Annotated in this window: 19 protein-coding genes; 7 read left to right on the top strand and 12 right to left on the bottom strand. The window is 56.8% G+C overall.

Annotation, left to right across the window (positions count from 1 at the left end; genetic code table 11):
• Positions 1-2: 2 nt before the first annotated feature.
• Both htpG and ABJD00_RS14250 read right to left on the bottom strand, forming a co-directional pair.
• Entirely contained in the window at positions 3-1,874 is a 1,872-nt protein-coding gene (htpG, locus tag ABJD00_RS14255) for a molecular chaperone HtpG (protein ID WP_413836404.1), read from the bottom strand.
• Between the two features lie 257 nt (positions 1,875-2,131).
• A complete protein-coding gene (locus ABJD00_RS14250) occupies positions 2,132-2,767 on the bottom strand; it encodes a glutathione S-transferase (protein WP_413836407.1) in 636 nt (211 codons plus the stop codon).
• Between the two features lie 784 nt (positions 2,768-3,551).
• On the opposite strand from ABJD00_RS14250, the gene ABJD00_RS14245 reads away from it, so the two are divergent.
• Positions 3,552-3,965 carry a cupin domain-containing protein gene (locus tag ABJD00_RS14245; RefSeq protein WP_413836410.1) on the top strand — a complete coding sequence of 138 codons (414 nt, stop codon included), beginning with the start codon at positions 3,552-3,554 and terminating at the stop codon, positions 3,963-3,965.
• Positions 3,966-4,039: 74 nt separating this feature from the next.
• On the opposite strand, the gene ABJD00_RS14240 is transcribed toward ABJD00_RS14245, so the two are convergent.
• Positions 4,040-5,752: an adenylate/guanylate cyclase domain-containing protein gene (locus ABJD00_RS14240; RefSeq protein WP_413836415.1), complete on the bottom strand. Its 1,713-nt coding sequence runs from the start codon at positions 5,750-5,752 to the stop codon at positions 4,040-4,042.
• 456 nt (positions 5,753-6,208) lie between these two features.
• Between ABJD00_RS14240 and ABJD00_RS14235 the strand changes: the two genes are divergently transcribed.
• Together ABJD00_RS14235 and pnp are read left to right on the top strand one after the other, a co-directional pair.
• Entirely contained in the window at positions 6,209-6,346 is a 138-nt protein-coding gene (locus ABJD00_RS14235) for a hypothetical protein (protein ID WP_413836417.1), read from the top strand.
• A 492-nt stretch (positions 6,347-6,838) separates the two neighbouring features.
• The gene (gene pnp, locus ABJD00_RS14230) at positions 6,839-8,974 is read left to right on the top strand and encodes a polyribonucleotide nucleotidyltransferase (protein ID WP_413836420.1); all 2,136 of its coding nucleotides are present in this window, start codon (positions 6,839-6,841) and stop codon (positions 8,972-8,974) included.
• 123 nt (positions 8,975-9,097) lie between these two features.
• Here the strand turns inward: pnp and ABJD00_RS14225 are convergent, their stop codons facing one another.
• The gene (locus tag ABJD00_RS14225; RefSeq protein ID WP_413836423.1) at positions 9,098-9,751 is read right to left on the bottom strand and encodes a peroxiredoxin; all 654 of its coding nucleotides are present in this window, start codon (positions 9,749-9,751) and stop codon (positions 9,098-9,100) included.
• A gap of 133 nt (positions 9,752-9,884) precedes the next feature.
• On the opposite strand from ABJD00_RS14225, the gene ABJD00_RS14220 reads away from it, so the two are divergent.
• Positions 9,885-11,324, top strand: a complete 1,440-nt coding sequence (locus tag ABJD00_RS14220) for an aldehyde dehydrogenase family protein (RefSeq protein ID WP_413836425.1) — start codon at positions 9,885-9,887, stop codon at positions 11,322-11,324.
• Between the two features lie 36 nt (positions 11,325-11,360).
• On the opposite strand, the gene ABJD00_RS14215 is transcribed toward ABJD00_RS14220, so the two are convergent.
• A complete protein-coding gene (locus tag ABJD00_RS14215) occupies positions 11,361-11,774 on the bottom strand; it encodes a MarR family winged helix-turn-helix transcriptional regulator (protein ID WP_413836427.1) in 414 nt (137 codons plus the stop codon).
• A 97-nt stretch (positions 11,775-11,871) separates the two neighbouring features.
• Here ABJD00_RS14215 and ABJD00_RS14210 point away from each other — a divergent pair, with 97 nt between their 5' ends.
• Complete coding sequence (locus ABJD00_RS14210; RefSeq protein ID WP_413836429.1) at positions 11,872-12,336, top strand: hypothetical protein; 465 nt, start codon at positions 11,872-11,874, stop codon at positions 12,334-12,336.
• A gap of 117 nt (positions 12,337-12,453) precedes the next feature.
• Positions 12,454-14,382, top strand: a complete 1,929-nt coding sequence (locus ABJD00_RS14205) for a DUF3604 domain-containing protein (RefSeq protein WP_413836432.1) — start codon at positions 12,454-12,456, stop codon at positions 14,380-14,382.
• Positions 14,383-14,523: 141 nt separating this feature from the next.
• On the opposite strand, the gene ABJD00_RS14200 is transcribed toward ABJD00_RS14205, so the two are convergent.
• Positions 14,524-15,060 (bottom strand): extensin family protein, encoded by a 537-nt coding sequence (locus ABJD00_RS14200; protein WP_413836434.1) that lies wholly within the window; start codon positions 15,058-15,060, stop codon positions 14,524-14,526.
• 542 nt (positions 15,061-15,602) lie between these two features.
• Entirely contained in the window at positions 15,603-16,292 is a 690-nt protein-coding gene (locus ABJD00_RS14195; RefSeq protein ID WP_413836511.1) for an RluA family pseudouridine synthase, read from the bottom strand.
• A 65-nt stretch (positions 16,293-16,357) separates the two neighbouring features.
• Here ABJD00_RS14195 and ABJD00_RS14190 point away from each other — a divergent pair, with 65 nt between their 5' ends.
• Entirely contained in the window at positions 16,358-17,155 is a 798-nt protein-coding gene (locus ABJD00_RS14190; RefSeq protein WP_413836436.1) for an alpha/beta hydrolase family esterase, read from the top strand.
• Here the strand turns inward: ABJD00_RS14190 and rarD are convergent.
• The 5 genes from rarD to ABJD00_RS14165 are packed head-to-tail and all read right to left on the bottom strand — an operon-like array spanning position 17,152 to position 24,370.
• Positions 17,152-18,057, bottom strand: a complete 906-nt coding sequence (rarD, locus tag ABJD00_RS14185) for an EamA family transporter RarD (RefSeq protein ID WP_413836438.1) — start codon at positions 18,055-18,057, stop codon at positions 17,152-17,154. The genes ABJD00_RS14190 and rarD overlap by 4 nt on opposite strands.
• Before the next feature lie 46 nt (positions 18,058-18,103).
• Complete coding sequence (locus tag ABJD00_RS14180; protein WP_413836440.1) at positions 18,104-20,551, bottom strand: GcvT family protein; 2,448 nt, start codon at positions 20,549-20,551, stop codon at positions 18,104-18,106.
• A gap of 12 nt (positions 20,552-20,563) precedes the next feature.
• A complete protein-coding gene (locus tag ABJD00_RS14175; protein ID WP_413836444.1) occupies positions 20,564-21,457 on the bottom strand; it encodes a homocysteine S-methyltransferase family protein in 894 nt (297 codons plus the stop codon).
• 4 nt (positions 21,458-21,461) lie between these two features.
• Positions 21,462-21,926, bottom strand: a complete 465-nt coding sequence (locus ABJD00_RS14170; protein ID WP_413836447.1) for a cupin domain-containing protein — start codon at positions 21,924-21,926, stop codon at positions 21,462-21,464.
• Positions 21,923-24,370 carry a GcvT family protein gene (locus ABJD00_RS14165; protein WP_413836449.1) on the bottom strand — a complete coding sequence of 816 codons (2,448 nt, stop codon included), beginning with the start codon at positions 24,368-24,370 and terminating at the stop codon, positions 21,923-21,925. Before ABJD00_RS14165 ends, ABJD00_RS14170 begins: the two co-directional genes overlap by 4 nt.

Below are 24,370 nucleotides of genomic sequence, written 5' to 3'. Positions count from 1 at the left end.
CGCTACTTTGAAGTTGTAAAGGCGCGCGCTATGACAGTTCCTAGACGCCTTGCGAACTCGGACGGGTTGGTTGGGGTTTCGCCTTCGACAATCCGGGCCTGATCCAACAGGAGGTGAGCGGCGTCCTTGAGAAGACTATCGTCGCTTGCGCTCTCTGCCATTGCCCGTTCTGCCAATTTGGTGATCATGGCATGGTTTGGGTTGAGTTCCAGCACGCGCGGCATGCCATGTTCCAATTGACCATGACGTTTGAGCATACGTTCTAGATTAACATCCATATCCCCGTCATCAGCGATAAGACAGACGGGACTGTCAGTCAGGCGTTTGGATGGGCGGACGTCTTTGACGGTTTCGCCCAGTTCCACTTTGATCGCAGCGATTAGAGCAGCCAGATCAGCGTCCTCAGTTTTGTCTTCGTCTTTAGTTTCTTGCCCCGTTTTGATCTCATCTAGCTCCGCGGCACCACGAGTAATGGATTTGAGCGGCTTCCCGTCGAACTTGGTAACGTGCTGCAACCAAAACTCGTCAACGTGGTCGGAAAGAAGCAGTACCTCGACGCCCTTAGCCCTGAAGCCCTCCAAATGGGGTGATTGCGCGAGCTTGGCGGCGTCCTCTCCCGCGATATAGAAAATCGCGTCCTGCCCTTCTTTCATTCGAGACACATAGTCGGGGAGGCTCGCAAGCGCATCCTCACCCGTGGAGGCGAAACGGCAGAGCTCAAGAATGCGGTCACGCAAACTTGGATCCTCAATTAGCCCCTCTTTCAAAACCGCACCGAATTTTGCCCAGAATTTCGCATACTCTTCTGGAGCTTTGTTCGCTTTTTTCTTCAGTTCGCTGAGAACCTTCTTGGTGACCTGGGATTTTATCTTGGCGAGTTTTGGATCGGTCTGAAGCATCTCGCGAGAGACATTGAGTGAAAGGTCCTGGCTGTCCACCACACCGCGCAGAAAACGGAGGTAGGCGGGAAGAAGGTCTTTTGTCGTCTCGGAGATAAAAACTCGATTTACATAGAGCTTCACATGGCTTTTGCGCTCAGCGTCGAAGAGATCGAAAGGCTGGTGGGTGGGCACAAAGAGGAGGCTGGTGTGATTGAGCGCACCCTCCACTTTGTTGTGCATCACATGCCAGGGCTCGTCAAAGGCATGTGAGCAGTGGCGATAGAAATCGGTGTACTGTTCTTCAGTGATGTCTTTCGCCGGACGGGGCCAGAGCGCTTCAGCCGCGTTGAGCGTTTCCTCTCCGAGCTTCACGGGGAAGCTGATATGTTCAGAATAGGTCTTAATAATGTGTCGGATGCGGGCTTCGTCTGCGAATTCTTTCGCATCCTTCTTGAGATGAAGAGTGACCGTGGTACCACTGGTATCCCGCTGTGCAGCCTCAATCGTGAAAGATCCTTTGCCGTCTGAGGACCAAAGCCAAGCCTCGGCCTCGCCAGCCTTGCGCGTCAGCACATCAACTTTGGCGGCCACCATAAAAGCTGAATAGAACCCCACACCAAACTGACCAATGAGACCCGGGGTATCTTTCTCCTCAGCTTTGAGCGCCTCAATGAAAGCACCAGTGCCGGACTTTGCGATTGTACCAAGCGTTTCCAACAGATCAGCATGGTTCATCCCAATGCCGTTGTCGGAGATCGTCAGCGTTTTTGCTTTCGTGTCGAACTCAAGTGTTATTGCGAAATCCTGTGATGGTGCCAGGCTTGCATCTGTCAGGGCAGCGTAGCGCAACTTGTCACAGGCATCAGAGGCGTTAGAGACGAGCTCCCGCAGAAACACCTCGCGATTGGAATAGAGCGAGCCCGCAACAATCTCCAAGAGTTGGCCGACTTCTGTCTGAAAAGAAAAGGTTTCTTTCTCGGTAGTCTCTGACATTCGTCCCTCCAAATTCTAATCGCGAAGTCGATTTAGGTGGTTTCGGAGCAGGTTTCAACGCGTCGCTCGCTACCTCCAAGGAGCACTTGCTGCTTGTTCTTTCCAAGGGCTCCTGGCAAGTGCGCACACCATCACTGTTTAAAGCACTTTGCCTCCGACGTTTTCGAAATAGATATCAATCCTACTTGGACATGCCTAGCGCAACTGCTGCACTTTACGCCAACGGCCGCCTTCTAGACCACTCACAAAGCTATGACTCAACCGCCAAACCAGAGCGGTGGCTCTCCCTCTGACCAAGGCGGGTATTTGGTCATAACGCTTACAAAGGTCTCGCTTTCCAGAAACCTATCGAGCCATGCGATTAGATCTGGCCATGGCTGCAAATCAAACCAGTCTCGATCCGAGTTAGCGAACTGTCGCACGAACGGAAGTATCGCGAGGTCGGCTACAGTTGCGTGGCTTCCAAACAGCGACGTCTGCTTGCGCAATCGCGCGTCAAGGCCGGTTAGAAAAGCGGCGGCTTTTACGCGTTCAACCTTTGCATCCACGTCCGGATAACGCGACGCATATTTGGTGTGATCCAGCGCAGATTTGAAAGGACCGTCATTTTCGTCAATCAGGTCCCAACCTTCCTTGGGCATGTTCAAAAGCCGATCCGGATCATGCTGTTCAAGAGCCCAAACCATGATGTCCCTGCTCTCATCCAGTACCCGATCAGTAAGCCGAAGAGCCGGTACGGTGGCTGAGATTGATGTTTCAAGGAAAGCTTGTGGTTTGTCCCGCAATAGAATTTCGCGCAACTCAACTTTGATCCCCGCACTTGCAATCGCAAGGCGCGCCCGGATGGCATAGGGGCAACGTCGAAACGTCCAGAGAATTGGGTGCTGGGACATATAAGACCTGTATGTCAGGAAAAAACGTTCTCGGTCGAGTATAGTTTGCTTGCCGACTTCCTTTGGCCATTTTTTATATTACGTGTCGTACTTTAGGGACGCCGGGCCCCATCCGGGAAAAATGATTTTGACGGGCCGCGAATTTCCTCCAAAACTGGGACTTTTTGAAATCCTTGGGGCTTGAGTTAAGGGATTCAAATTTTTATCATTTACTTCAGATATCTAAGTGTCACCAATCCAACGCTCTTTGACTTTGCAACATCGGCTGGACTTGATTGGCTCCACTGACCAGATTTCCGTGAAAACCACCCGGTTTGTGGAAAAAAATCTGTGCATGCGGGGGATTCGGGTTTTGCGGCCCATTGGTTTGAGAGATTTGCCCCACCCCTCCCCCTTAAACTGTCCCTACCCAAGTACCTCTCCGACCAAAAAACGGCCATTCATGCAAGGCATAGCGAAAGATCGCTCAGAGCCCGTAGCAGCCGGATTGAAATCGTGCCCATCGCTCTTGCAGCAAACTGTGCGCCTCGGCTACGCGTAGCATCGCAGCAAGAAAAGCAGACAATGGTCGCGACCACAGCGAAATTCGAGGGGTCTATGACCCAGTTGCGGACTAAGCTGCCACTCGCCGCACCGTCCGTTAAGAAGCGCTCCGCGAACTATGCGGACCCTAGAATAGCTTTTGACACAACAATTTGGAACGCAGCAGTAAACCGTATGCACACCAGCATTGATTTCGAACAGGTCCCAATGCCATCATCTTCTAAAAGCAGGAGGGGATTAGATGTGGAAACCAATCACATTGGCTTTTTTGATTGTCGTGACTGGTGCCGCAGCGGCTATGTCGCACGATGTGCGGGATCCAGCAACTTTGCAAAAACCGCTCATTCAGGACTTGCTAACCGAGTCGCTCAAAAGCACTGAGGGCTTGGAGGTTGTCCTGAGCCATGTTGCCCTACCACCAAACCTCACTTTACCAATGCATTGGCATCCCGGTGAAGAATTTGCCTACATTCTACAGGGCAGCGTCACCCTCATCCTAGACGGCGAAAGCGAACAAAAAGCTTTTTCAGGTGACGTAGGCGTCGTTCCGTTGAAAAAAGTACACACCGCTCGCTCAGGGGACGAAGGGGCAACCATTTTGGTGTTCCGTGTCCATGAGGAGGGCCAGCCAGGCAGAGTTTTGGTCAGCGACTGATTTTCAAGTCAAAGGCGAAATATCCTTCACCGAATGCACGGTTGACAGAACCGCGGGGGTGGTGCCGTTTGCCTTCACACTTGCAACCCTGCTTTTTTCCACCCGCTGCGCCAGCGATCAGCGCAGGTTGGAATAGAGAATAACGGTAAACGTGTTGTCTCGGTTATCGAAGCCGCATTCGGGGCGATTTCTTCCAATTTGGCGGCCGCTGTTTTTGCCGCATCTACGTCATCGAGCTCAGCGAGCGAGGCAATCAGCATCAGGTGGCTCATCAGGAAGGTTGCACGCACAGACAAGGCTTCGCGACAGGCCTGCGCGGCTTCCTCATAACGTCCCAAGTGAAACAAGGCGGCACCCTGTCCCATGAAAGCGGCGTGCCGCAATGGATCACCCGGGCTGAGTTCGACAGACCGGACTGCATGTTCCAGCGCCTTGTCAGGGCGATTCAGCAAATAGAGATTTGCAGCGGCAAGCATGTGGACCGTCGCCGCGTTGGGATTTTCCGACAATGCTTCCTTAAAGGCTGTCCGTGCGCGGGACAGGTCTTGTGCCAGCATAGAGATCGAATGTGCGGCATATGCCTTTGCAATGCCGTCCGCGCGATCGCTCCGCAGCACCTGCTCTGCGGCCGCGACAGCTGACTTGGGCCCCTGATCTACAGGTTCCAAACCTTGCACAAGACGTTGGATATGAAGCCATGCCAGCAAGCCCGCCGCAGAGGCGTATTCCGCATCTCGATCCAAAGCCAGTTTTGTCAGTCGTATTGCCTCTATGTTGTCTTGGTCAGTCAGCAAGTGGAAATGTGACAAAGCTCGGAGGTAGAGCTCGTATGCCTGTAAGTCCTTGGTGGGTTTTGCACGCGCACGATTTGTTTCAGCGTGCCGCACCGATGGTTCAATAGCTGTAACTACGTCTTCGGTGACTTGATCTTGAAGATCAAAGATGTCGTCGAGCACACCGTCAAAGCGGTCCGCCCACAAATGGCTGCCATTTTCGGTATCTATGAGCTGTCCCGTGATGCGGACGCGCTGCCCGGAACGCCGAACGGAGCCTTCCAGTACATACCGAACCCCTAAGTCCCGGCCCACGTCGCGGATGTCCGTGCTTTTCCCCTTATAAGTAAAAGAAGAGTTTCGTGCGACGACCATCAACCAACGAAACCGCGATAGCTCAGTTATGATGTCTTCCGTGATGCCATCGGCAAAGAATTCCTGCTCCGGATCACCCGACATATTGTCGAATGGGAGCACAGCGATTCCCGGCCTTACATCCGCTTTGATCGCGAGATTGGCTTTCGTACCCTTTGGCCAACACCAGATTCCAACATGCCGCGTGATGTTTTTCAGTTCGGTTTGCTCTCCGCCGTCGAACAATCCCGCATCGTTACGGTCAAGGCTGTTATGTGACGTATCTGAAAAGAGCACTTGTCCCGGCTTCGCGAGAGCCTCCAGACGCGCCGCAACATTGATGCCATCGCCGAAAATGTCATCGCCATCGGTTACCACTTCCCCTGTGTGAACCCCGATGCGCAGTTTGATGTGGTCAGGTTTGTGGGCGGACTGAACTGCGATCGCGCAAGCTGCCGCTTCAGATGGTGATTGGAACTCGACGATCCAGCCGTCGCCCATGCTTTTGATCAGTGAACCATTGGTATCTTCCACGATCGTGAGAAACGTGTCCTCGCGGAAGGTCTTTAGTGCAGCGACTGTGCCAGTCCGGTCCTGATCCATCAGCGCGGAATAGCCAACAATGTCGGCGGCCAATACCGTCGTGAGACGTCTTCCCATTCACCCCTCCTCTTTGCAACGAAGTTAGCTCGGTGGGTTGCTTCTGTCAGCCCATTCGTCAGATTTTGAAAAGCCTTAATGAATAGAAAGCACAGGTACAGGCAAACACGCACGACCCGACTGGATAATCACCAATTGCTCAATTCACCTCGTCGCTTGTAACTGGCCGCTTCGTCGGCAACTCGGTCATAGCCCGATCCAACCTCGCTGCAGGCTGACCCAATGTCCGCTTTTCTCGCTGCAGCGCGGCTGATGATTTGGTCAATTAGTTTGCTGCATCTGCGAGTATCGGTGCCGGACCATGTCTCCTTTGGGCTCAAAGCCGACTCTCTCTGCCGTGTGCACCAACGTCCGCTATAGAGGTTTTCGCTAGTATCCATCCATAAGACCTGCCCCTACTATCCGAAACATGGATGATCTGCCCCGCCTCGCCTTGTCTGTCCGCCAGCCCTCCGCATGGCGATAATTGCCGGGCACAAACCGATCGAGAACCGGTCATTGGGATCCATCCGCGCCGGGCGGATGGGTCCGGGGCGGATCGCCCTGCATGCCGCCCAAGGCCTGAAAGAAAAAGAGTTTCGTTATCTGCATTAGCGATTGGGTGAGCATGGCGTGCAATGCCCGCATCCGCTGGATTTGCCACGCGATTGCATCATCGGGTCCGTCGAGGTGACAGGCGTGATAACAGAATCTGATAGTGAATGGATTGGCTGTCAGGCAGGTTTGACATTGAAGGATCCTGTCCCGCGCGCGCCGATCCCCTGTGCGGGCGCACTCGGTTACTTCGAATGGGCGCGCGGTGGTAAACTGGCACCCCCAACGAAGTGGATGACGAATTGGGGGACCCCCGGAGCAGGCACCGCGAATGATCTCTTTACAGAAGCCCCAATTGCCTTTGAACGTCCGCCGAAAAAGCCTTGGGGACAGCCCGTTTCTGTGCGCTTTCCATTTGCCGCATTCTGCTGTAGACGCGCGATATCTGAAAGCATGGCGCCCGGACCTCAGCGCCCGCAAAAGAAGATACAGGGGTCAGGGGGAATACGCCCCCTATGCAAATGGCGAAACGCGCCAATTTAGGAAACAGAAATGTTCAACGAAGTGAAAAAATCGATGCAGTGGGGCGAAGAAACGCTCACACTGGAAACAGGCAAGGTTGCCCGTCAGGCTGACGGGTCGGTCATTGCCACGCTGGGCGAAACCAGCGTTATGGCGAACGTGACGTTCGCGAAAAAACCAAAGCCCGGTCAGGACTTCTTTCCTCTGACCGTCCACTACCAGGAAAAATACTATGCCGCGGGTAAAATCCCCGGCGGTTTCTTCAAGCGTGAGGCCCGCCCCACCGAGAAAGAGACCCTGACAGCCCGTCTAATCGACCGTCCGATCCGGCCCCTGTTCGTCTCCGGCTTCAAACACGAAGTTCTGGTGATGTGTACTGTTCTGTCCCACGATCTGGTCAATGACCCGGACATGGTGGCGATGATTGCGGCCTCTGCCGCGCTGACGATTTCCGGTGCGCCCTTCATGGGCCCAATCGGCGGTTGCCGCGTTGGTTTTGAGGACGGCGAATACGTTCTGAACCCAACTGTCGACGACATGCAGGACCTGCGTTTGAACCCTGAACAGCGCCTTGATCTGGTTGTTGCGGGTACGAAAGAGGCCGTGATGATGGTCGAATCCGAAGCTTACGAGCTTTCGGAAGCGGAAATGCTGGGTGCGGTGAAATTCGCCCACGAGCAAATCCAGCCGGTCATCGACTTGATCATCAGCCTTGCCGAAGATGCCGCCAAAGAGCCGTTTGACTTCCAGGCGCCTGACTATTCTGACCTCGCTGCTGCTGTGAAAGCTGCCGGAGAAGAGCAGATGCGTGCGGCCTTTGCGATCTCTGACAAGCAAGAGCGTACAACGGCTGTATCCGAAGCACGTGCCGCAATCCTTGCTGCACTGACCGAAGAGCAAGCCGAAGACTCAAACCTTGGCTCCGCCATGAAGGGTCTTGAGGCGTCCATCCTGCGCGGTGACGTTGTCAAAACCGGCAAACGGATCGACGGTCGTAAGACTGACGAAATCCGCGACATCGTATGCCAGACAGGCCTTCTGCCCCGGACGCACGGATCGGCCCTGTTCACCCGTGGTGAAACCCAAGGTCTGGTTGTGACCACACTGGGTACCGGCGATGATGAACAGTTCATCGACGCCCTGCACGGCAACTTCAAATCCAACTTCCTACTGCACTACAACTTCCCTCCCTACTCGGTGGGTGAAGCAGGTCGCGTGGGCCCTCCCGGCCGTCGCGAAATCGGTCACGGCAAACTGGCATGGCGCGCGTTGCAAGCTGTGCTTCCAGCCTCGACCGACTTCCCCTACACAGTGCGCCTGGTCTCGGAAATCACCGAATCCAACGGCTCTTCTTCGATGGCCTCCGTCTGCGGCGGTTCGCTGTCAATGATGGACGCAGGTGTGCCGCTGAAAAATGCAGTTGCCGGTGTGGCCATGGGGCTGATCCTCGAAGAGAACGGCGAATACGCCATTCTGTCCGACATTCTGGGTGACGAAGACCACCTTGGCGACATGGACTTCAAAGTGGCAGGCACCGAAAACGGTATCACCTCGCTGCAGATGGACATCAAGATCGCAGGCATCACGCCCGAGATCATGGAAAAAGCGCTGGATCAGGCCAAAGCAGGCCGGATGCACATCCTTGGTGAGATGGCGAAATCCATCACCGGCGCGGCCGAGTTCTCCGAACACGCGCCGCGTATCGAAACCATGCAGGTACCAACGGATAAAATCCGCGAAGTCATTGGCTCGGGTGGTAAAGTGATCCGTGAAATCGTCGAAGTGTCCGGCGCCAAAGTCGACATCAACGACGACGGCATCATCAAGATCGCGTCGCCAAACGGCGAGTCGATCAAGAAAGCTTACGACATGATCTGGTCCATCGTAGCCGAGCCCGAAGAAGGCGCGGTTTACACTGGTACAGTTGTCAAAATCGTCGACTTCGGTGCGTTCGTGAACTTCTTTGGCAAGCGCGATGGTTTGGTGCACGTCTCCCAGATCGAAAACCGCCGCCTTAACCATCCTTCGGACGTTCTGAAAGAAGGCCAGGAAGTCAAAGTCAAACTCTTGGGCTTTGATGATCGCGGCAAAGTGCGCCTGTCGATGAAAGTCGTCGATCAGGAAACTGGCGAAGAAGTGAAGAAAGAGGAAGCGGCAGAGGGTTAACCCCACCGTCACTTGAATTTATTGGCTCCGGTGGAAACACCGGGGCCTTTTTTTGTCACAAAAAAGGCGGACCACCGGTCCGCCTTACTAAATACAGGGCTCCGTGTCGCCGGTCCCTCAGGATCAGCCCGGTGCTTTGGTCGTCCGCAGGTAAGGCAGCACTTTGGTGAACTCCCCAAACTTGGCCTTGGCGTCTTCGTCCGACACAGCAGCCGGGATGATCACGTCATCGCCGACGTTCCAGTTCGCAGGTGTTGCCACACCGTTGCCCGTGGACATCTGCAAACCGTCCAGCGCGCGCAATACTTCGGCAAAGTTGCGGCCCACTGTCATTGGATAGGTCATCGACAGTTTCAGCTGTTTGTCCGGCCCAATGATAAAGACAGATCGCACCGTGGCGCTGTCGGCAGGCGTGCGGCCATCCGGCAGGTAAGCTTCGGCTGGCAGCATGTCGAAGGCTTTGGAAATCTCTAGCCCATCGTCCGCGATGATCGGAAAGCCTGCAGGCGCTCGGCCTACCGTCTCGATGTCCGCCTTCCAGCGTTTGTGATCCTCAACCCCGTCCACAGACACACCAAGCACCTTGGTACTGCGCTTGGCCCATTCATCGCTCAGCTGTGCCACAGCGCCAAATTCGGTCGTGCAGACAGGCGTGAAATCCTTGGGGTGGGAAAACAGGATGGCCCAACTGTCGCCAATCCACTCGTGCAGGGAAAATGTGCCCTGATCGGTCGTGACCGTCAGATCGGGTATCGTGTCGTTAATGCGCAGACCCATGAGTTCCTCCATTGGGATAATTGCCGTCGCGTTAGATGTAGTCGATTTGCACCCGGCTTTCATCCCCTGTCTTGCCGCCGCTTGCGCTCGGTGTCACAGTCCGCTGCGAAACGCATGTCCGGGAGGGATTTTCATGCTCATCAAACGCGATTTTTACATCAACGGTGCTTGGGTCGCCCCACTGAACGGTACCGACCATCACGTCATCAACCCCTCGACCGAAGAGCCTTGTGCAACCATCTCACTGGGCGGTTCTGAGGATGCAGATGCGGCAGTTGCTGCAGCCAAGGCGGCACTGCCCGGCTGGATGCACACGGACCCTGCCGAGCGGATTGCGCTGGTGGAAAAGCTGATCACCGCCTACCAGGCACGCGCCGATGATCTGGCCGAAGCGATGTCCACCGAGATGGGCGCGCCCATCGATATGGCCAGCAGCAGTCAGGCGGGTGCCGGTACATGGCATCTCAAGAACTTTGTAAAGGATGCAAAGGGTTTCCAATTCAATCGCCCCCTTGGCGACCACGCGCCCGGCGATCGCATCATTTACGAACCCGTCGGCGTTGCCGCCCTGATCACGCCATGGAACTGGCCAATGAACCAAGTCACATTGAAAGTTGGCGCGGCGGCCATCGCGGGTTGCACGATGGTGCTGAAGCCGTCTGAGGAATCCCCTCTCAACGCAATGATCTTTGCCGAGCTGATGGACGAGGTAGGCTTTCCTGCCGGTGTGTTTAACCTTGTGAACGGAGACGGCGCAGGCGTGGGCACCGCGCTGTCAGGGCACAAAGACGTGGACATGGTGTCTTTCACCGGATCGTCTCGCGCCGGCACGCTGATCTCAAAGAATGCCGCAGACACGCTCAAGCGAGTGCATCTTGAGCTTGGAGGTAAGGGCGCAAACCTGATCTTTGAGGATGCAGACGAAAAGGCCGTGAAACGCGGCGTGCTGCACATGATGAACAACACTGGCCAGTCCTGTAACGCGCCCTCGCGCATGCTCGTGCAGCGCGGCATTTATGACCGCGTCGTCGAAGAAGCGGCCACAGTCGCCGACAAAGTTACCGTTGGCCCTGCATCTGAGTCCGGGCGGCACATCGGACCGGTGGTGAACGAAGTGCAGTGGAACAAGATCCAAGGTCTGATCGAAAAGGGCATCCAGGAAGGCGCCAAGCTGGTTGCAGGCGGTCCTGGGCGTCCAGAAGGGTTTAACAAGGGCTTTTACGTGCGCCCCACAGTCTTTGCCGATGTAAACAACGATATGACCATCGCCTGCGAAGAGATCTTTGGCCCAGTGCTCTCCATCATTCCATTCGAGACCGAAGAAGAGGCTGTCGAGATCGCCAATGACACGCCCTATGGCCTCACGAACTACGTCCAGACACAGGACACGAGCCGCGCCAACCGGCTCGCCACGCAACTGCGCTCCGGCATGGTCGAGATGAATGGCACGTCGCGCGCGGCAGGCTCACCTTTTGGGGGCATGAAACAGTCAGGCAACGGACGCGAAGGCGGCGTCTGGGGGATCGAAGATTTCCTTGAAGTCAAATCCGTCAGCGGTTGGGCCGCCGAGTAACGATCTGCAGGCGGGGGACGCCCCCGCCTGACCCCTTCAGATGTCGCTCAGTATCCGTGCTAGTGCAGCACGGTCTTTGGCAGGCAAGGGCGCCAATACCTCGTCAATCACCTCAGACATCAGGGCCCGGATGGTCCCGACAAAGGCGCACCCTTTTTCCGTCAGGTGCAGCAGTGTAACCCGCCCATCCGTCTGGCTGGGTGTGCGTGCAATCACTCCCTTCAATTCCATCATCTGAACAAGCCGCGTCATCTGCGACTTGTCGCGCCCCAAGTGGCGCACGAGGTCTTGCATGGTCACCGGGTGCAATTCGGCAATCGCCAGCAAGACCAACCCGCCCAGTTGTCCAATCTTGTCCGTATCCAGCGCTGCAGCCCGTTTGTGGAGGGCCGCATCAATCCGACGCATCAAACGGTCCATATTCTTGGCGATTTCGTAGCTGTCAGCCATTGGCATCCCGTTTTAGTTGACAAAGTCAACTTCTTTGCTTTAGTGGACTTGGTCAACTTTATACCCACCACTCACACCTATACCAAACGGGGATCAGATGTCACAAACACATGCCACCGCCCTAAAGGCTGCCACCGTCCTTTGGGTCGTTTGGGGCCTTGTCCACATGTTTGCAGGTGTCCTGACTATCGCCCAACCCACCGGGGCGGGATTTGCCGGTATCGCAGACGCTATGGACCCAGCCAGTTTCGACATGGAGTATGCAGCAGGCGTCGATGGAATATTGCGTCAACACGGGTGGAACCTGCTTTGGGGCGGGGCTGTAACAGTAATTGGCGCCGTCTTCATCTGGCGCGCCAACATGACCGCCATTTGGGTTACGGCAATGGTCGGCGGCTTGTTGGATGTCGGATATTTCCTGTTCATGGACCTCGGGGGATACGTGAACTTTGTCCCAGGCACAGTCATGACGCTGGTCTCAAGTGCTGCCATTTTGCTGAGCGGGTGGGTCTGGATTACAGCGCGCAAAACCGCTTCAGCGGATGACAAAGGCGCGACCTGACCAAAAACTCTTATTCAAAGTTTTGCGGCGGATTTCCACTTTCATGAAGTTTTAGTACCCAAGTCCGGCAGATTGAATTAGCTTTGAGTCCAGTCAACAGATTTGGGGGTTTGTGCTATGAGAATACTATTCTCTGCCGTTGCAATTGCAGTCTTGGCGGGACCTGTTCATGCTCAGGATGCTTCAGGTGTATCGGAAGATATCTTTGCCGGGCGACCCTATTCTCCCTACGCCGACCGATCCTTTCCCACGAATGTATATTTCGGAGACACGCACGTTCACACCGGCCTTTCTGCCGATGCAGGTGGATCGGGAACACGGCTAATGCCGCGTGACGCCTATCGTTTGGCAAGGGGCGAACAGGTCACCTCCAACACAGGTCAACCCGTCAAACTTTCCCTGCCTCTCGACTTTTACATGATCACGGATCACTCCGACGCGATGGGGGCCATCATCGACATTCTGAAAGGTGCGCCAAACATCATCGCGGACCCCGACGGCAAGGCGTTTCATGAGGACTTCAACGCGGGCGGTTCGGTTGCAGCCGACGCCATGTTCCGTCTGATCACGCAATTCGCGCAAGGAACCATCTCGCCAGAGTTGAACTATCAACCAGGTAACCCAGCCTATGAACGAGTCTGGGACGACATCGTTCGCGCCGCGGAAGAGTTCAATGTACCCGGTGTTTTCACAACCTTCATTGCGTTTGAATGGACGTCGTTGGTCGCTGGTAACAACCTGCATCGCAACGTGATCTTCAGAGACGGGCCCGAGCGTGCGGGTCAGGTTTTGCCATTTACAACAACGCCACCATTTGGCTCTCGCAACCCACGTGACTTGTGGGCGTGGCTCGAAAACTACGAGGCGGCAACCGGCGGAGACGTTACTGCCATTCCCCACAACGGTAACTTGTCAAATGGCATGATGTTTGCGCTTCAGGACGACTTCGCGGACGGCGCGGAACTGGACACGACCTATGCGGAGACCCGCCAGAAATGGGAGCGGCTTTACGAAATAACCCAGATGAAGGGCGATGGAGAAACCCATCCAATGCTCTCCACAGACGATGAGTTTGCGGACTTTGAAAACTGGGATGTCGGCAATCTGGACCTTACTGAATTGAAGACCCCGGAAATGTTGCCAGGCGAGTATGCGCGTTCAGGATTGCAACGCGGTTTGCAACTGGAAGACTCGTTGGGCGTAAACCCCTTCAAGTTCGGAATGGTCGGCGCGAGCGATACGCATGTCGGTCTGACCACCATGGAAAACAACAACTTCTTCCATAAGTTCACGACCTATGAGCCATCCCCCGACCGCGTTGTTGAAGATGGTGAAATCCACTTTTCCAACAAAACTGCTGATGGCTCGGCCGGGATTGCAGCCTGGCAATACATCACCTCCGGGCTGACCGCCGTCTGGGCTTCGGAAAACACGCGTGGTGCAATTTTTGATGCCATGGAACGTCGCGAAGTCTACGCCACCACTGGCAATCGTATGAGGCTGCGTTTCTTCGGGGGCTGGGACTTCAACGAAGAAGACGCAAATACTCGCGATCTTGCACAAGTCGGATATGCCAAAGGCGTCCCCATGGGCGCTGATCTTCCCAGCAATCAGGAACCGACTTCACTGCCAAGTTTTCTTGTCTATGCCTTGAGAGACCCAATCGGCGCAAACATTGATCGCCTCCAGATCGTCAAAGGCTGGCTCGACGCTGAAGGAAACCCACAGGAACGTGTTTATAACGTTGCGTGGTCGGATGACCGTGCCCCTGACGAGAACGGGAAGTTGCCACCTGTCGGAGATACGGTGGACCTCTCCGTACCGACCTGGACCAACACCATTGGTGCATCGGAGATGGGGACCGTCTGGACAGACCCCGATTTTGATCCCTCACTCAGAGCCTTTTACTACGTTCGTGCGATCGAAATCCCGACCCCGCGTTGGACGGCCTATGACCGGGTAAAGTTTGACGTAGAATTCCCCGAAAGCGTGACACTTAAGGGGCAAGAAAGGGCATATTCATCCCCAATCTGGTACAATCCGTGAAGCAGTAGGTGACGTGACCTATCGGTCATCGATAGGCCACGTTGGTGCAATAAAAGGTCCGACTTTGGGTCCGACTTACCCGTTTGAACAGATGCGGATACAAAACAGATTGACTATCGGTGAAGGAATTGGGCCAGGTCGCTATCGGCAATTTGGTTTACTGGCACGTCGCGCCGTATCAAAATGGAAATGCCCTTTGTGGTAGCGATCAGCGTCAGGGCCAAGCACTGTAGCGAACAAGCCGCAGGCACCTGAGTGAACCTCGCGCATGACGCCAGTGGTCTCTTTGTCCTCCCAACCATCGCGGACGGTTATCACGGTACCATCCTTGAGTATGAAGGAAGAAACATCAATCGCACGACCTCGTGCATGTTCGGAAAGGCGCCCGCCGGGCTGACTATTCTGCGTCTTGCAGGCGTAGTGGCCGGACAGGCGCAACCCTTTTAGCCCTCCTCCGTGATCCGCAAAGGCCGGTTTGGCGGTGTTTTCCAGCCAAGTTTTGAGCGTAATGGCCGTTCGACTGTCCATCAGTGCCAATTGGCTGAGAAAGATTTCAGATACACGGCTAATGCGGACAGGTTCAGTGATACCGCATCCTCGGTATTTCCCGGCAAAGGGCTTGCGGGTTTCACCGACAATGGTCCAGTCGCCACACACCGCTCCGCGTTCGAGCATCATTTTTCGACCAACTTCGAAATGCCGAAACTTGCAAGGCCGCAGCCTTGGCCTTGCAGTGGTCATCAAATGGCTGTCGTGGTTGGCGGTAGCTTCTTTTTCGCCTGAGTTTTCCCCAAAAACTGCCGGAGGTCCATACGTTGGAAATCCGTTCGGTTGCGCTTGAACTGGCTCCGCGCAATCCGACGCAGCGTTTGCCATACTTGAACATAGAAAAAGCAACAAAGCCCATACTCGCATAGAATAACTTGTTCCCTTTCAGGTCCGACCGATTGCCTGTTTTGCCACTTTTTGAAGGTCGTTGGTAGCCATGTTGACACAAGAGACAGGTACTCCAGTCAGAGCGACTTTTTCGTCTAACTGCGGTTCACCCTTTGTAAACAAATACGAACGCACGCCATGTTAACACGGCGACCGGAGTACAGACGGTGCACAAGTTGTGCACATGCTGTGCACGGAGTGTGACAGCCTCTTCACCATATCCCAAAGGCGTTAACCCTTTGATTCGCGCCGCTCGCGAAAATCTTGCACCGCGCGTTGCGTGTTCAGAAAGGTGCGGGTGCACGAAACCGCATCATGCGCCCCGAATCCGGATGCTTGATGCGCAGTTCTTCGGAATGCAGCATCAACCGCTCAAAGTCACGGGCCTCACCTTCCGCATAGAACGGGTCGCCCAGTATCGGATGGCCCAGCGCTTGCATGTGCACCCGCAATTGGTGACTGCGGCCAGTCTGCGGCATCAGCCGCACGCGGGTCTCCGTCGCGTTGTCACGCAGCACCCGCCAGTCGGTTACAGCAGCCTTGCCATTCTCGTGATCCACATGCTGGCGCGGGCGATTGGGCCAGTCCACAATCAGCGGCAGATCGACCCGACCGGTTTTTGGCGTTAGGCGCCCCCAAACCCGCGCCACGTAGGTCTTTTTGGCGGCGCGCAATTCGAACTGTTTGGACAGGAACCGTTGTGCGTGCGGAGTGAGGCCAAACACCATCACACCGCTTGTATCCCGGTCCAGTCGATGCACCAGTAGCGCGTGAGGCCAGACCGCCTGCACCCGTGCGATCAGGCAGTCAGACAGATGTTCTCCTTTACCCGGCACACTCAGTAACCCGGATGGTTTGCTGACCACCAGCATCTCTGCATCGTCGTGCAGCACATCAAGCGGATCGCTCGGGGGGGTGTAGGTGTCATCCATGGCCTTCGCCTGACAAATGCGCGCGCCAGAGGCAACCCCCATCACGTTTCGGCGAGGCATTGGGTTGTCCCTTTGCATCCCGAACAGGGGGATGATCTGTCAACAACATGAGATATCTTGCCGCCCTGCTGTTCGCCCTGCCCTCACTTGCCTTTGCCCAGTGTGGCCCGGACGACCCCTGCGAAATCGACGGCGGCAGCTATCACATGCTGGTGCCCGACGGGGTGTCTGAAAACGCACCTGCATTGGTGTTCTTTCACGGGCACAATGCGACAGGCGGGATGATCTTTCGGGGCGGCATCCGGTCGGACTTTGCTGAAGCCGGATATGTGGTGATCGCGCCCAACGGCACACCTATCGAAGGGCGAAAGACCCTCCGCTGGGCTGGGCGCGAGGGGGGCACACGCGATGATGTCGTCTTTACACTGGACGTGATCGAGGACGCGAAGACGCGTGTGTCCATCGACCCCGAGCGCATCTATGTGGCGGGGTTTTCTGCCGGTGGATCAATGGCGTGGCTTATGGCATGCAAGGCCGCGGCGCCCTTTGCTGGCTTTGCCTCGATCTCGGGAGCCTTGCGCCAGCCGAACGACACTACAGATTGCCCATCCGCGCCCGTACGCTTTCTGCAAATCCACGGGTTTGGCGACAATCAGGTCCCGTTTGAGGGCCGCGCCATCCGGGATTGGCATCAGGGCAGTGTGTGGGACAGCCTGTCCCTTGCGCGCTCGGCCAACCAGTGCCGTAGCCATCCTGACAGCATCGATATTGGCGAGCGGTTCCGCTGCCGGATGTGGGATGACAGTTGCGGTGAAGGCGCCATCAAATTCTGCGAACATGATGGCGGTCACGGGCTGCCTCGTGGCTGGACGACTATGGCCCGCGATTGGTTCGAAGCGGGTTAGGGCCCAACCTTGTCCCGACTGCGCATCTGCCGGAACATCGACACCGAATAGATCACTAGCGCCGTCCAGATCATCGGGAAGGCAATCATACGGGCCTGTCCAAAAGGCTCTTTGAATACCAGAACAGCACAGAGAAAGATCATAGTGGGCGCGACATATTGCAGGACTGCAATGGTGGTCAGCTGAAGCCCTTTGGCCCCATTGGCATAGAGCATCAGCGGGATCGCTGTCACCGCGCCACAGCCCAACAGCAACCAAGTGTTGCGCGCATCACCCGCCATGAATTGCCCCTGCCCGGTCAGTCCCAGCCATGTGGCATAGGCCAGCGCAGGAATGAGCAGGATCAGCACTTCGAGCAGGAACCCTTGATTTGGCCCGATCGGTAGTTGCTTTTTGGCCAGCGCATAAAAGCCCCATGTTATTGTCAACGTTAGGGCCGCCCACGGCACAGTGCCTGCCGAGATTGTCAGCACAGCCACGGCGCAGGCAGCCAATGCAATGGCGACCATTTGCGCGCGGGTCAGCCGTTCACGCAGGAAAATCGCCCCGAGGGCGACGGAAAACAGCGGGTTGATATAATACCCCAAGGCCGCATCCAGCGTCCTGTCAGCCGAGATTGCCCAGACGTAGATGCCCCAATTCACCGACACGAGGGCCGCTGTCACACAGCCCATCGCCAACATCCGCGGATTCCGCAAAGCAGCGCTCAGATCGCCAGTGCGCCTGATCACGATCAACACGATCGCAGCGATTGGCACGGACCAGATGACGCGGTGCGCAACGACTTCCGCCGCGCTGATATGGCTGAGCATTTTCATGTAAAGCGGCAAGAAGCCCCAGAACACATAGGCCCCAAGCGCGAACATCAGCCCGCGCGGCGTATCGCCAGAATTTTGCATCATGAACGGGGTCCTCTCGAGCGACCCCTAGCACCGGATCAAAGCGGCGTCACGCCTTCACCCGCTCCGATTTGGGGTCATACATCGGTTTAAGCGACACCTCGGCCTTGACCCGCGTACCTGCCACGTCGATCTCGTAGTCTGCCCCCAGAACATCCGCGACCGTCTGGCCCTTACACGGCACATAACCAAGGCCCATCGCGGCTCCAAGGTGGTGCCCATAGCCGCCAGAGCTGAGGTAGCCCACGATCTCGTTGTCCCGCACAATCGGTTCGTTGTGATAAAGCAGCGGCTCGGGGTCCGTCAGCTTGAATTGCACAAGACGGGTGTTCAGCCCTTCGTCCTTTTTGCGCAGAACGGCATCGCGCCCGATGAAATCGGGTTTGTCCGTTTTGACGGCAAAGCCAAGACCCGCCTCAAGCACGTGATCCTCGCAGGTGATGTCGTGCCCGAAATGGCGGAACCCTTTTTCGATGCGGCAAGTGTCCATCATATGCATCCCACACATCCGCAGGTCCATGTCCTGGCCCGCCTCGTGTAGAACCTCAAACACATGCCCCGCCATATCCGCGCTGACATAGACCTCCCATCCCAACTCGCCCACATATGTCACGCGGTGCACACGAGCATGGCCCATGCCGATCTCGACGTCCTGCGCGGTGCCAAAGGGGTTCGTGTCGTTGGAAAAGTCATTCGGGCTGACGGCCTGCAACAGTTTTCGCGCGTTGGGGCCCATAACAGCCAACACGCCCTCACCTGCAGTCACATCCGTAATGACGACGTTGAAATCACCCACATGGCGCTGCATCCATGTCTGATCGGCCAGCCGCGTCGCAGCAGGGGTTACCACAAGATAGGCCAGTTCAGACAGCCGGGTCACGGTCACATCCGCCTCGATCCCGCCCCGGTCGTTGAGGAACTGGGTGTAGACGATCTTGCCCGCTGGCACGTCGTATTGCCCGCCGCCAACATAGTTCATAAAGGCCATTGCATCGGGCCCCTCGACCCGAATTTTGCCGAAAGAAGACATGTCGTACATGCCAACATTCTCGCGCACTGCCTTGTGTTCCTGCGCGACGTTGCCAAAGAAGTTCTGGCGTTTCCACGAGTATTCATAGTCAGCATTTTGCCCCGGATTGGCGAACCAGTTGGCCCGTTCCCATCCTGACAATTCACCCATCACAGCGCCCCGCTCGATCAGGTGGTGATGGAATGGAGTACGTCGCACACCGCGTGCCGTAGCCTTTTGTCGATAGGGGAAATGGTCTGCGTAAAGCAGGCCAAGCGTTTCTGTCGACCGTTCAGCGAGGTATGTCTTGTTGCCCTGAAATGGCTGCATCCGGGTGATGTCAACGTCGCCCAGGTCAAAGGGCTTTTGCCCATCTTCCATCCACTGCGCTAGCGCCATACCTGCGCCACCCGCCGATTGGATGCCGATGGAGTTAAAGCCGCAGGCAACCCAAACATTGTCCATCTCGGGCGCGAGGCCAAGGTGGTAGGCATCGTCCGGTGTGAAGGATTCTGGCCCATTGAAGAAGGTGTGAATGCCCGCCTCGGCCAACATTGGCATGCGGTTCACCGCCGCCTCAAGGATCGGTTCAAAGTGGTCGAAGTCCTCGGGCAGTTGGTCGAATTCAAAATCGAGAGGGATACCGTCCACGGCCCACGGTTTGGCGTTGGGTTCAAACGCACCCAGCAACATCTTGCCAGCGTCTTCCTTGTAGTAAGCGCATTCGTCCGGCACCCGCAGCACAGGCAGCTGGGTGAGGCCCGAAATGGCTTCGGTCACAATGTAGAAGTGTTCGCAGGCTTGCAGGGGAACGTTCACACCTGCCATGCGACCTACCTCATGTCCCCACATGCCCGCGCAATTGACCACATGATCGCATGTGATGTGGCCGCTTGTGCCATCCTCGCCTTGCCAGTCGACGCCCGTGATGCGCCGCCCGTCTTTGGTCAGTCCCGTAACCGCTGTACGTTCCTGAACCTTGGCCCCGCCTTGCCGCGCGCCTTTGGCCAGTGCCAGCGCGATGTTGGCCGGATCGCCCTGCCCATCCAGCGGCAGGTACACGCCGCCAGTGACATCGTCGATGTTGAGGTGCTCGTAGCGCGCCTTGATTTCAGCAGCCGAGGCTTCTTCGACCTCAACCCCAAAGGCCCGCGCCATCCCTGCCTGCCGGTGCAATTCCTCTAGCCGTTCCTCGGTAAGGGCCGCCGTGATCGACCCAACGCGCTTGAACCCGGTGGCCACGCCGGTTTCCGCCTCAAGGTTGCCGTAGAGTTCCTGACTGTATTTGGCGAGCTTGGTCATGTTGGCCGTGGCGCGCAGCTGCGCGATCAACCCGGCAGCGTGCCACGTGGTGCCTGAGGTAAGCTGTTTGCGCTCCAACAGCACAACGTCCTTCCAACCCAGTTTGGACAGGTGGTAAGCGACAGAACAGCCGATGACGCCACCGCCGATGATGACGACGCGAGCGTGGGAAGGCAGATCAGGCATGACGCGGTTCCTTTAAACGATGGTGTGCCCCGCCGCGCGCAGGCGTCGGGCAATTTCGGCAATGTGGGTCGGGCTGACTTCGCAACAGCCCCCAACGATGGTCGCGCCCATGTCGATCCAAGTCATGACATGATCGGCGTAGGCTTCGGGCGTAAAGTCATGGCGCAGGGTGAGAGCATCCACCGTCGGCTTTTCCTCTAAAAATCCTTCGGAGATCTGGACAAAGCCGTTGGCATAAGCGCCGAAAGGGAGAGCTGTGTGCTTGATCTTGTCGAGCGCTGTGGTGATCGCCTCGGGTGAAGAGCAGTTGATCAGCAGCGCGTCTGCTCCGTTTTCTGCAATCGGCAGGACGTCAGCGACCGCCTCGCCGGAGCGCAGATGCGCCCCGTCTTGATCATCGACGGTCATTGCCAGCCAAACAGGCTTTCCTGTTGTTTTGGCTGCAGCCAGTGCGTCGCGGGCATGGGCCAGAGAAGACACGGTTTCACACAGGATCAGGTCACAGCCATCAGCCAAATGGTCCGCGACTTCCGAAAACAGGGCGACGGCCTCATCGGGTGCCGGATGCAAATCAGGTCTATAGCTTGCGCCGAGCGGGCCGATGGACCCTGCAATGCGGCCTGAACCGTGCTGCAAGCGGGCGGTAGATGCCTCCTTGAGCGCGCGCGCATACAGGTCAGGCAGTTGACCCTCGATCTCAGTATCTGCAACCCGATCACGGTGCAGCGCATAGGTGTTTGCCGTCGCGATCGTAGCCCCGGCGGCAAAGAAGTCCGCGTGAATCGCCTGCACGAGACCCGGGTGGTCCTGCATCACTTGCGTGGACCATAGAGGTGTCGGGATGTCGCCTGAGCGGCGCACCAGTTCCTGACCCATGCCGCCGTCTAGAAGGGTGATGTCTGTCATGTCTTCAGTCCTCGGGATGGGGCGGTACAGGGCCCATGGGCACGATGTCGTACTTTGCGTTCAGGGCATCCATTTTTGTACTGTCGGCAAAGTCGGCCTCGGACATCTGCGCCATCTCATCCAGAAACCCGTCAAAGCCAGAGGGTTGGTAGATCATCAGCATCCGAGCCGGACCACCTGAACTGCGGCAGGCATGCGGCAGGCCCGGCGGCACGTGCAACGTCGTGCCCGCAACCGCTTTGTGCCACGTGTCATCAACGTAGAAATCGACCGCACCTTCGAGGATGTAAAACGTCTCTGCGTGGATGTCGTGCCGGTGCAGTCCAAGGGCAAAGCTGGCCTTTAGGTTGTCTTCCATCAACGTGTAGGCGCCGCCTGTATCAGCGGCGGACACCTTTACAAACGTGTGGTCATTCTCCCACTGATAGTTGGTACCGGTGCCCGGCGGCAGGATGGACGCCTTGGTCATGCCCGCAGCCGTTCGTTTTCCGGATCCCAAAGTGGAACGTCTGGCTGCACAGTCGCTTTGCACCGTTTGCCATAGATTTCGACTTCAAGCGTTTGACCCGGCGTTGCCAGTTCGGTTTTCACCACACCCAACGCCACGGACGCCCCGATACGGTAGCCCCAGGCACCTGACGTGGTTTCACCCACAACGGTATCGCCATCCCAGATCGTCGACATGTAAGGCGCGTCCTGCTCACCTGCGTCCACCAGCAACGTCACGAACCGCTTTTTCGATCCCTGCTGTTTTTCGTTCATCAAGGCCGCTTTGCCGGGGAAGTCCTGTGGCTTGTCGAGTTTGACGAAGCGGTCGAGCCCACCCTCAAACAAGGTGTAGTCGGTCGACAGGTCGCCCTTCCACGCGCGGTACCCTTTTTCGATACGCAGCGCATTGAGGGCATACATGCCAAAGGGGATGGCCCCCGCACCACGCACCGCCGCGTAAAGCGCGGGGATATCGGCGTTCTTGGCGTGGATTTCCCAGCCGAGTTCGCCCGCAAAGCTGACGCGCGCCAACATGCAAGGCACACCCGCAACCGTTGCAGGCTGGTGGCTGAGCCAAGTCGCCTGCAGGTCCGCATCCGTACCCATCGCCTGAAACGCATTACGTGAATCCGGACCACACACGATCAGAGTGCTAAATTGCTCGGTGTGATCGGTCAGGCCCAGCCCCTCGGGCAGGCCTGCCTTCAACACTTCGAAATCATGCCATTGCGCGTTGGCCGCTGTGATCAGGGTAAAGTCATCCTCGTCGTGCCGGATCAGCGACATTTCAGTCAGGATGCGGCCGCGGCTGTCTGCAAAGTAACCGAGGTTCATACGCCCTGCTTTGGGCAAACCGCCTGTAATGCGGCCGCGCAAATATTCTGCAGCCCCAACGCCCGTTAGTTTGAAACGTGAAAACCCGGGCAGGTCCAGAACGCCAACCTTGTCGCGCACGGCTTCGCATTCTTCTTTGACCCGAATGGCCCATGGCCCCTCACGGTTCCATGTTTCTGTCGCCTCAAGCGAGGTGTCGTCCCCTTCCTTGGCGAACCAGTTGGCCCGTTCCCACCCGTTGTAGGCCCCCATGACACCGCCCTGCTCAAGGATCGTTTCATGCACGGGCGACAGTTTCTTGTCGCGCCCTGCAGGCCATTCGTGATGCGGGAAGTGCATGGCGTATTCGTGCCCGTATGTTTCCAGCGCTTTCTGCAGCGAATAGTCGTGATCGGCGTAGCCGGTATAACGGCGTGGATCGACGGCCCACATGTCCCACTCGGTTTCGCCGTGCATGATCCACTCTGACAGGACCTTGCCCGCACCGCCCCCTTGGGCGATCCCAAAGGTAAAGCAGTGCCCTTCGAACGCGTTTTTGACGCCCGGCATTGGCCCAAGCAGTGGTAGCCCATCGGGTGCGTATGGAATCGGTCCGTTGATGTTGCGGCCCACGCCAGCGGTGCCAAGGGCAGGAACGCGCTCCATCGCGTCTTCGATGTAGAACTCCAACCGCTCCAGATCGTCGGGGTAGAGCTGGAACGAGAAGTCTTCGGGCATCGGATCGTCAGGTGTGATCCAGTGCGCTTTGCAGTTGCGCTCATAGGGGCCGAGGTTCAGACCGTTCTTGTCCTGGCGCAGGTAATAGCTGATGTCGACGTCGCGAATGATGGGCAGTTTGCGCCCGTTTTCCTTGGTCCATGCGGCCACTTCTGGGATTTCGTCTGTCAGAAAATACTGGTGAGACATCACCACCATGGGCACGGTGCGGCCGCCGAAAGGTTTGAACATTTCCCCAACGCGCTGGGCGTAGTAGCCGGCACAGTTCACAACGAACTCGCAGCGGATGTCGCCCTTGTCCGTCTTCACAATCCACTCGTCCCCGTCCTTGTCGATGCCTGTGGCTGGGCAGAACCGTTCGATCCGCGCACCTGCATCGCGAGCGCCCTTGGCCATGGCTTGAGTCAGCTGGGCCGGGTCAATGTCGCCATCCAACGGGTCCCACATGCCACCTGCAAGCTCGTGCGTTTCCATGAAGGGATGGTGTTCTTTCATCTCGTCAGGCGTCAGGATCGGCATCTCAAGGCCCTGATAACGGCCCATGCCTGCGACCCGCTCGAACTCCTGCATCCGCTCTTTTGAATGTGCCAGACGCAGGGACCCTGTGACGTGGTAGTTCATCGGATAGTCCACGTCCGCCGCCAGCGTCCGGTACATTTCCAGCCCGTAGCGCTGCATATTCAGAATCGCCCAGGACCCCGAAAAGTTCGGGCAGTTGCCCGCAGCGTGCCATGTTGAACCTGCCGTCAGTTCGTTCTTTTCCAGCAGAACGCAGTCTTTCCAGCCGGCTTTGGCCAGATGATAAAGGGTCGAGGTCCCGACAGCGCCACCACCGATGATGACCACGCGGGCCGTTGTTGGAAAATCACTCAT

The sequence above is a fragment of the Tateyamaria sp. genome (genome assembly GCF_039945315.1).
Lineage (GTDB): Bacteria > Pseudomonadota > Alphaproteobacteria > Rhodobacterales > Rhodobacteraceae > Tateyamaria.
This window is presented reverse-complemented; position numbering and strand designations above follow the sequence as displayed.

Coding starts and splice junctions, on each gene's coding strand:
- htpG (WP_413836404.1), bottom strand. CDS start 1,874: ATGTCAGAGACTACCGAGAAAGAAACCTTTTCTTTTCAGACAGAAGTC.
- ABJD00_RS14250 (WP_413836407.1), bottom strand. CDS start 2,767: ATGTCCCAGCACCCAATTCTCTGGACGTTTCGACGTTGCCCCTATGCC.
- ABJD00_RS14245 (WP_413836410.1), top strand. CDS start 3,552: ATGTGGAAACCAATCACATTGGCTTTTTTGATTGTCGTGACTGGTGCC.
- ABJD00_RS14240 (WP_413836415.1), bottom strand. CDS start 5,752: ATGGGAAGACGTCTCACGACGGTATTGGCCGCCGACATTGTTGGCTAT.
- ABJD00_RS14235 (WP_413836417.1), top strand. CDS start 6,209: ATGGCGATAATTGCCGGGCACAAACCGATCGAGAACCGGTCATTGGGA.
- pnp (WP_413836420.1), top strand. CDS start 6,839: ATGTTCAACGAAGTGAAAAAATCGATGCAGTGGGGCGAAGAAACGCTC.
- ABJD00_RS14225 (WP_413836423.1), bottom strand. CDS start 9,751: ATGGGTCTGCGCATTAACGACACGATACCCGATCTGACGGTCACGACC.
- ABJD00_RS14220 (WP_413836425.1), top strand. CDS start 9,885: ATGCTCATCAAACGCGATTTTTACATCAACGGTGCTTGGGTCGCCCCA.
- ABJD00_RS14215 (WP_413836427.1), bottom strand. CDS start 11,774: ATGGCTGACAGCTACGAAATCGCCAAGAATATGGACCGTTTGATGCGT.
- ABJD00_RS14210 (WP_413836429.1), top strand. CDS start 11,872: ATGTCACAAACACATGCCACCGCCCTAAAGGCTGCCACCGTCCTTTGG.
- ABJD00_RS14205 (WP_413836432.1), top strand. CDS start 12,454: ATGAGAATACTATTCTCTGCCGTTGCAATTGCAGTCTTGGCGGGACCT.
- ABJD00_RS14200 (WP_413836434.1), bottom strand. CDS start 15,060: ATGATGCTCGAACGCGGAGCGGTGTGTGGCGACTGGACCATTGTCGGT.
- ABJD00_RS14195 (WP_413836511.1), bottom strand. CDS start 16,292: ATGGGGGTTGCCTCTGGCGCGCGCATTTGTCAGGCGAAGGCCATGGAT.
- ABJD00_RS14190 (WP_413836436.1), top strand. CDS start 16,358: ATGAGATATCTTGCCGCCCTGCTGTTCGCCCTGCCCTCACTTGCCTTT.
- rarD (WP_413836438.1), bottom strand. CDS start 18,057: ATGATGCAAAATTCTGGCGATACGCCGCGCGGGCTGATGTTCGCGCTT.
- ABJD00_RS14180 (WP_413836440.1), bottom strand. CDS start 20,551: ATGCCTGATCTGCCTTCCCACGCTCGCGTCGTCATCATCGGCGGTGGC.
- ABJD00_RS14175 (WP_413836444.1), bottom strand. CDS start 21,457: ATGACAGACATCACCCTTCTAGACGGCGGCATGGGTCAGGAACTGGTG.
- ABJD00_RS14170 (WP_413836447.1), bottom strand. CDS start 21,926: ATGACCAAGGCGTCCATCCTGCCGCCGGGCACCGGTACCAACTATCAG.
- ABJD00_RS14165 (WP_413836449.1), bottom strand. CDS start 24,370: ATGAGTGATTTTCCAACAACGGCCCGCGTGGTCATCATCGGTGGTGGC.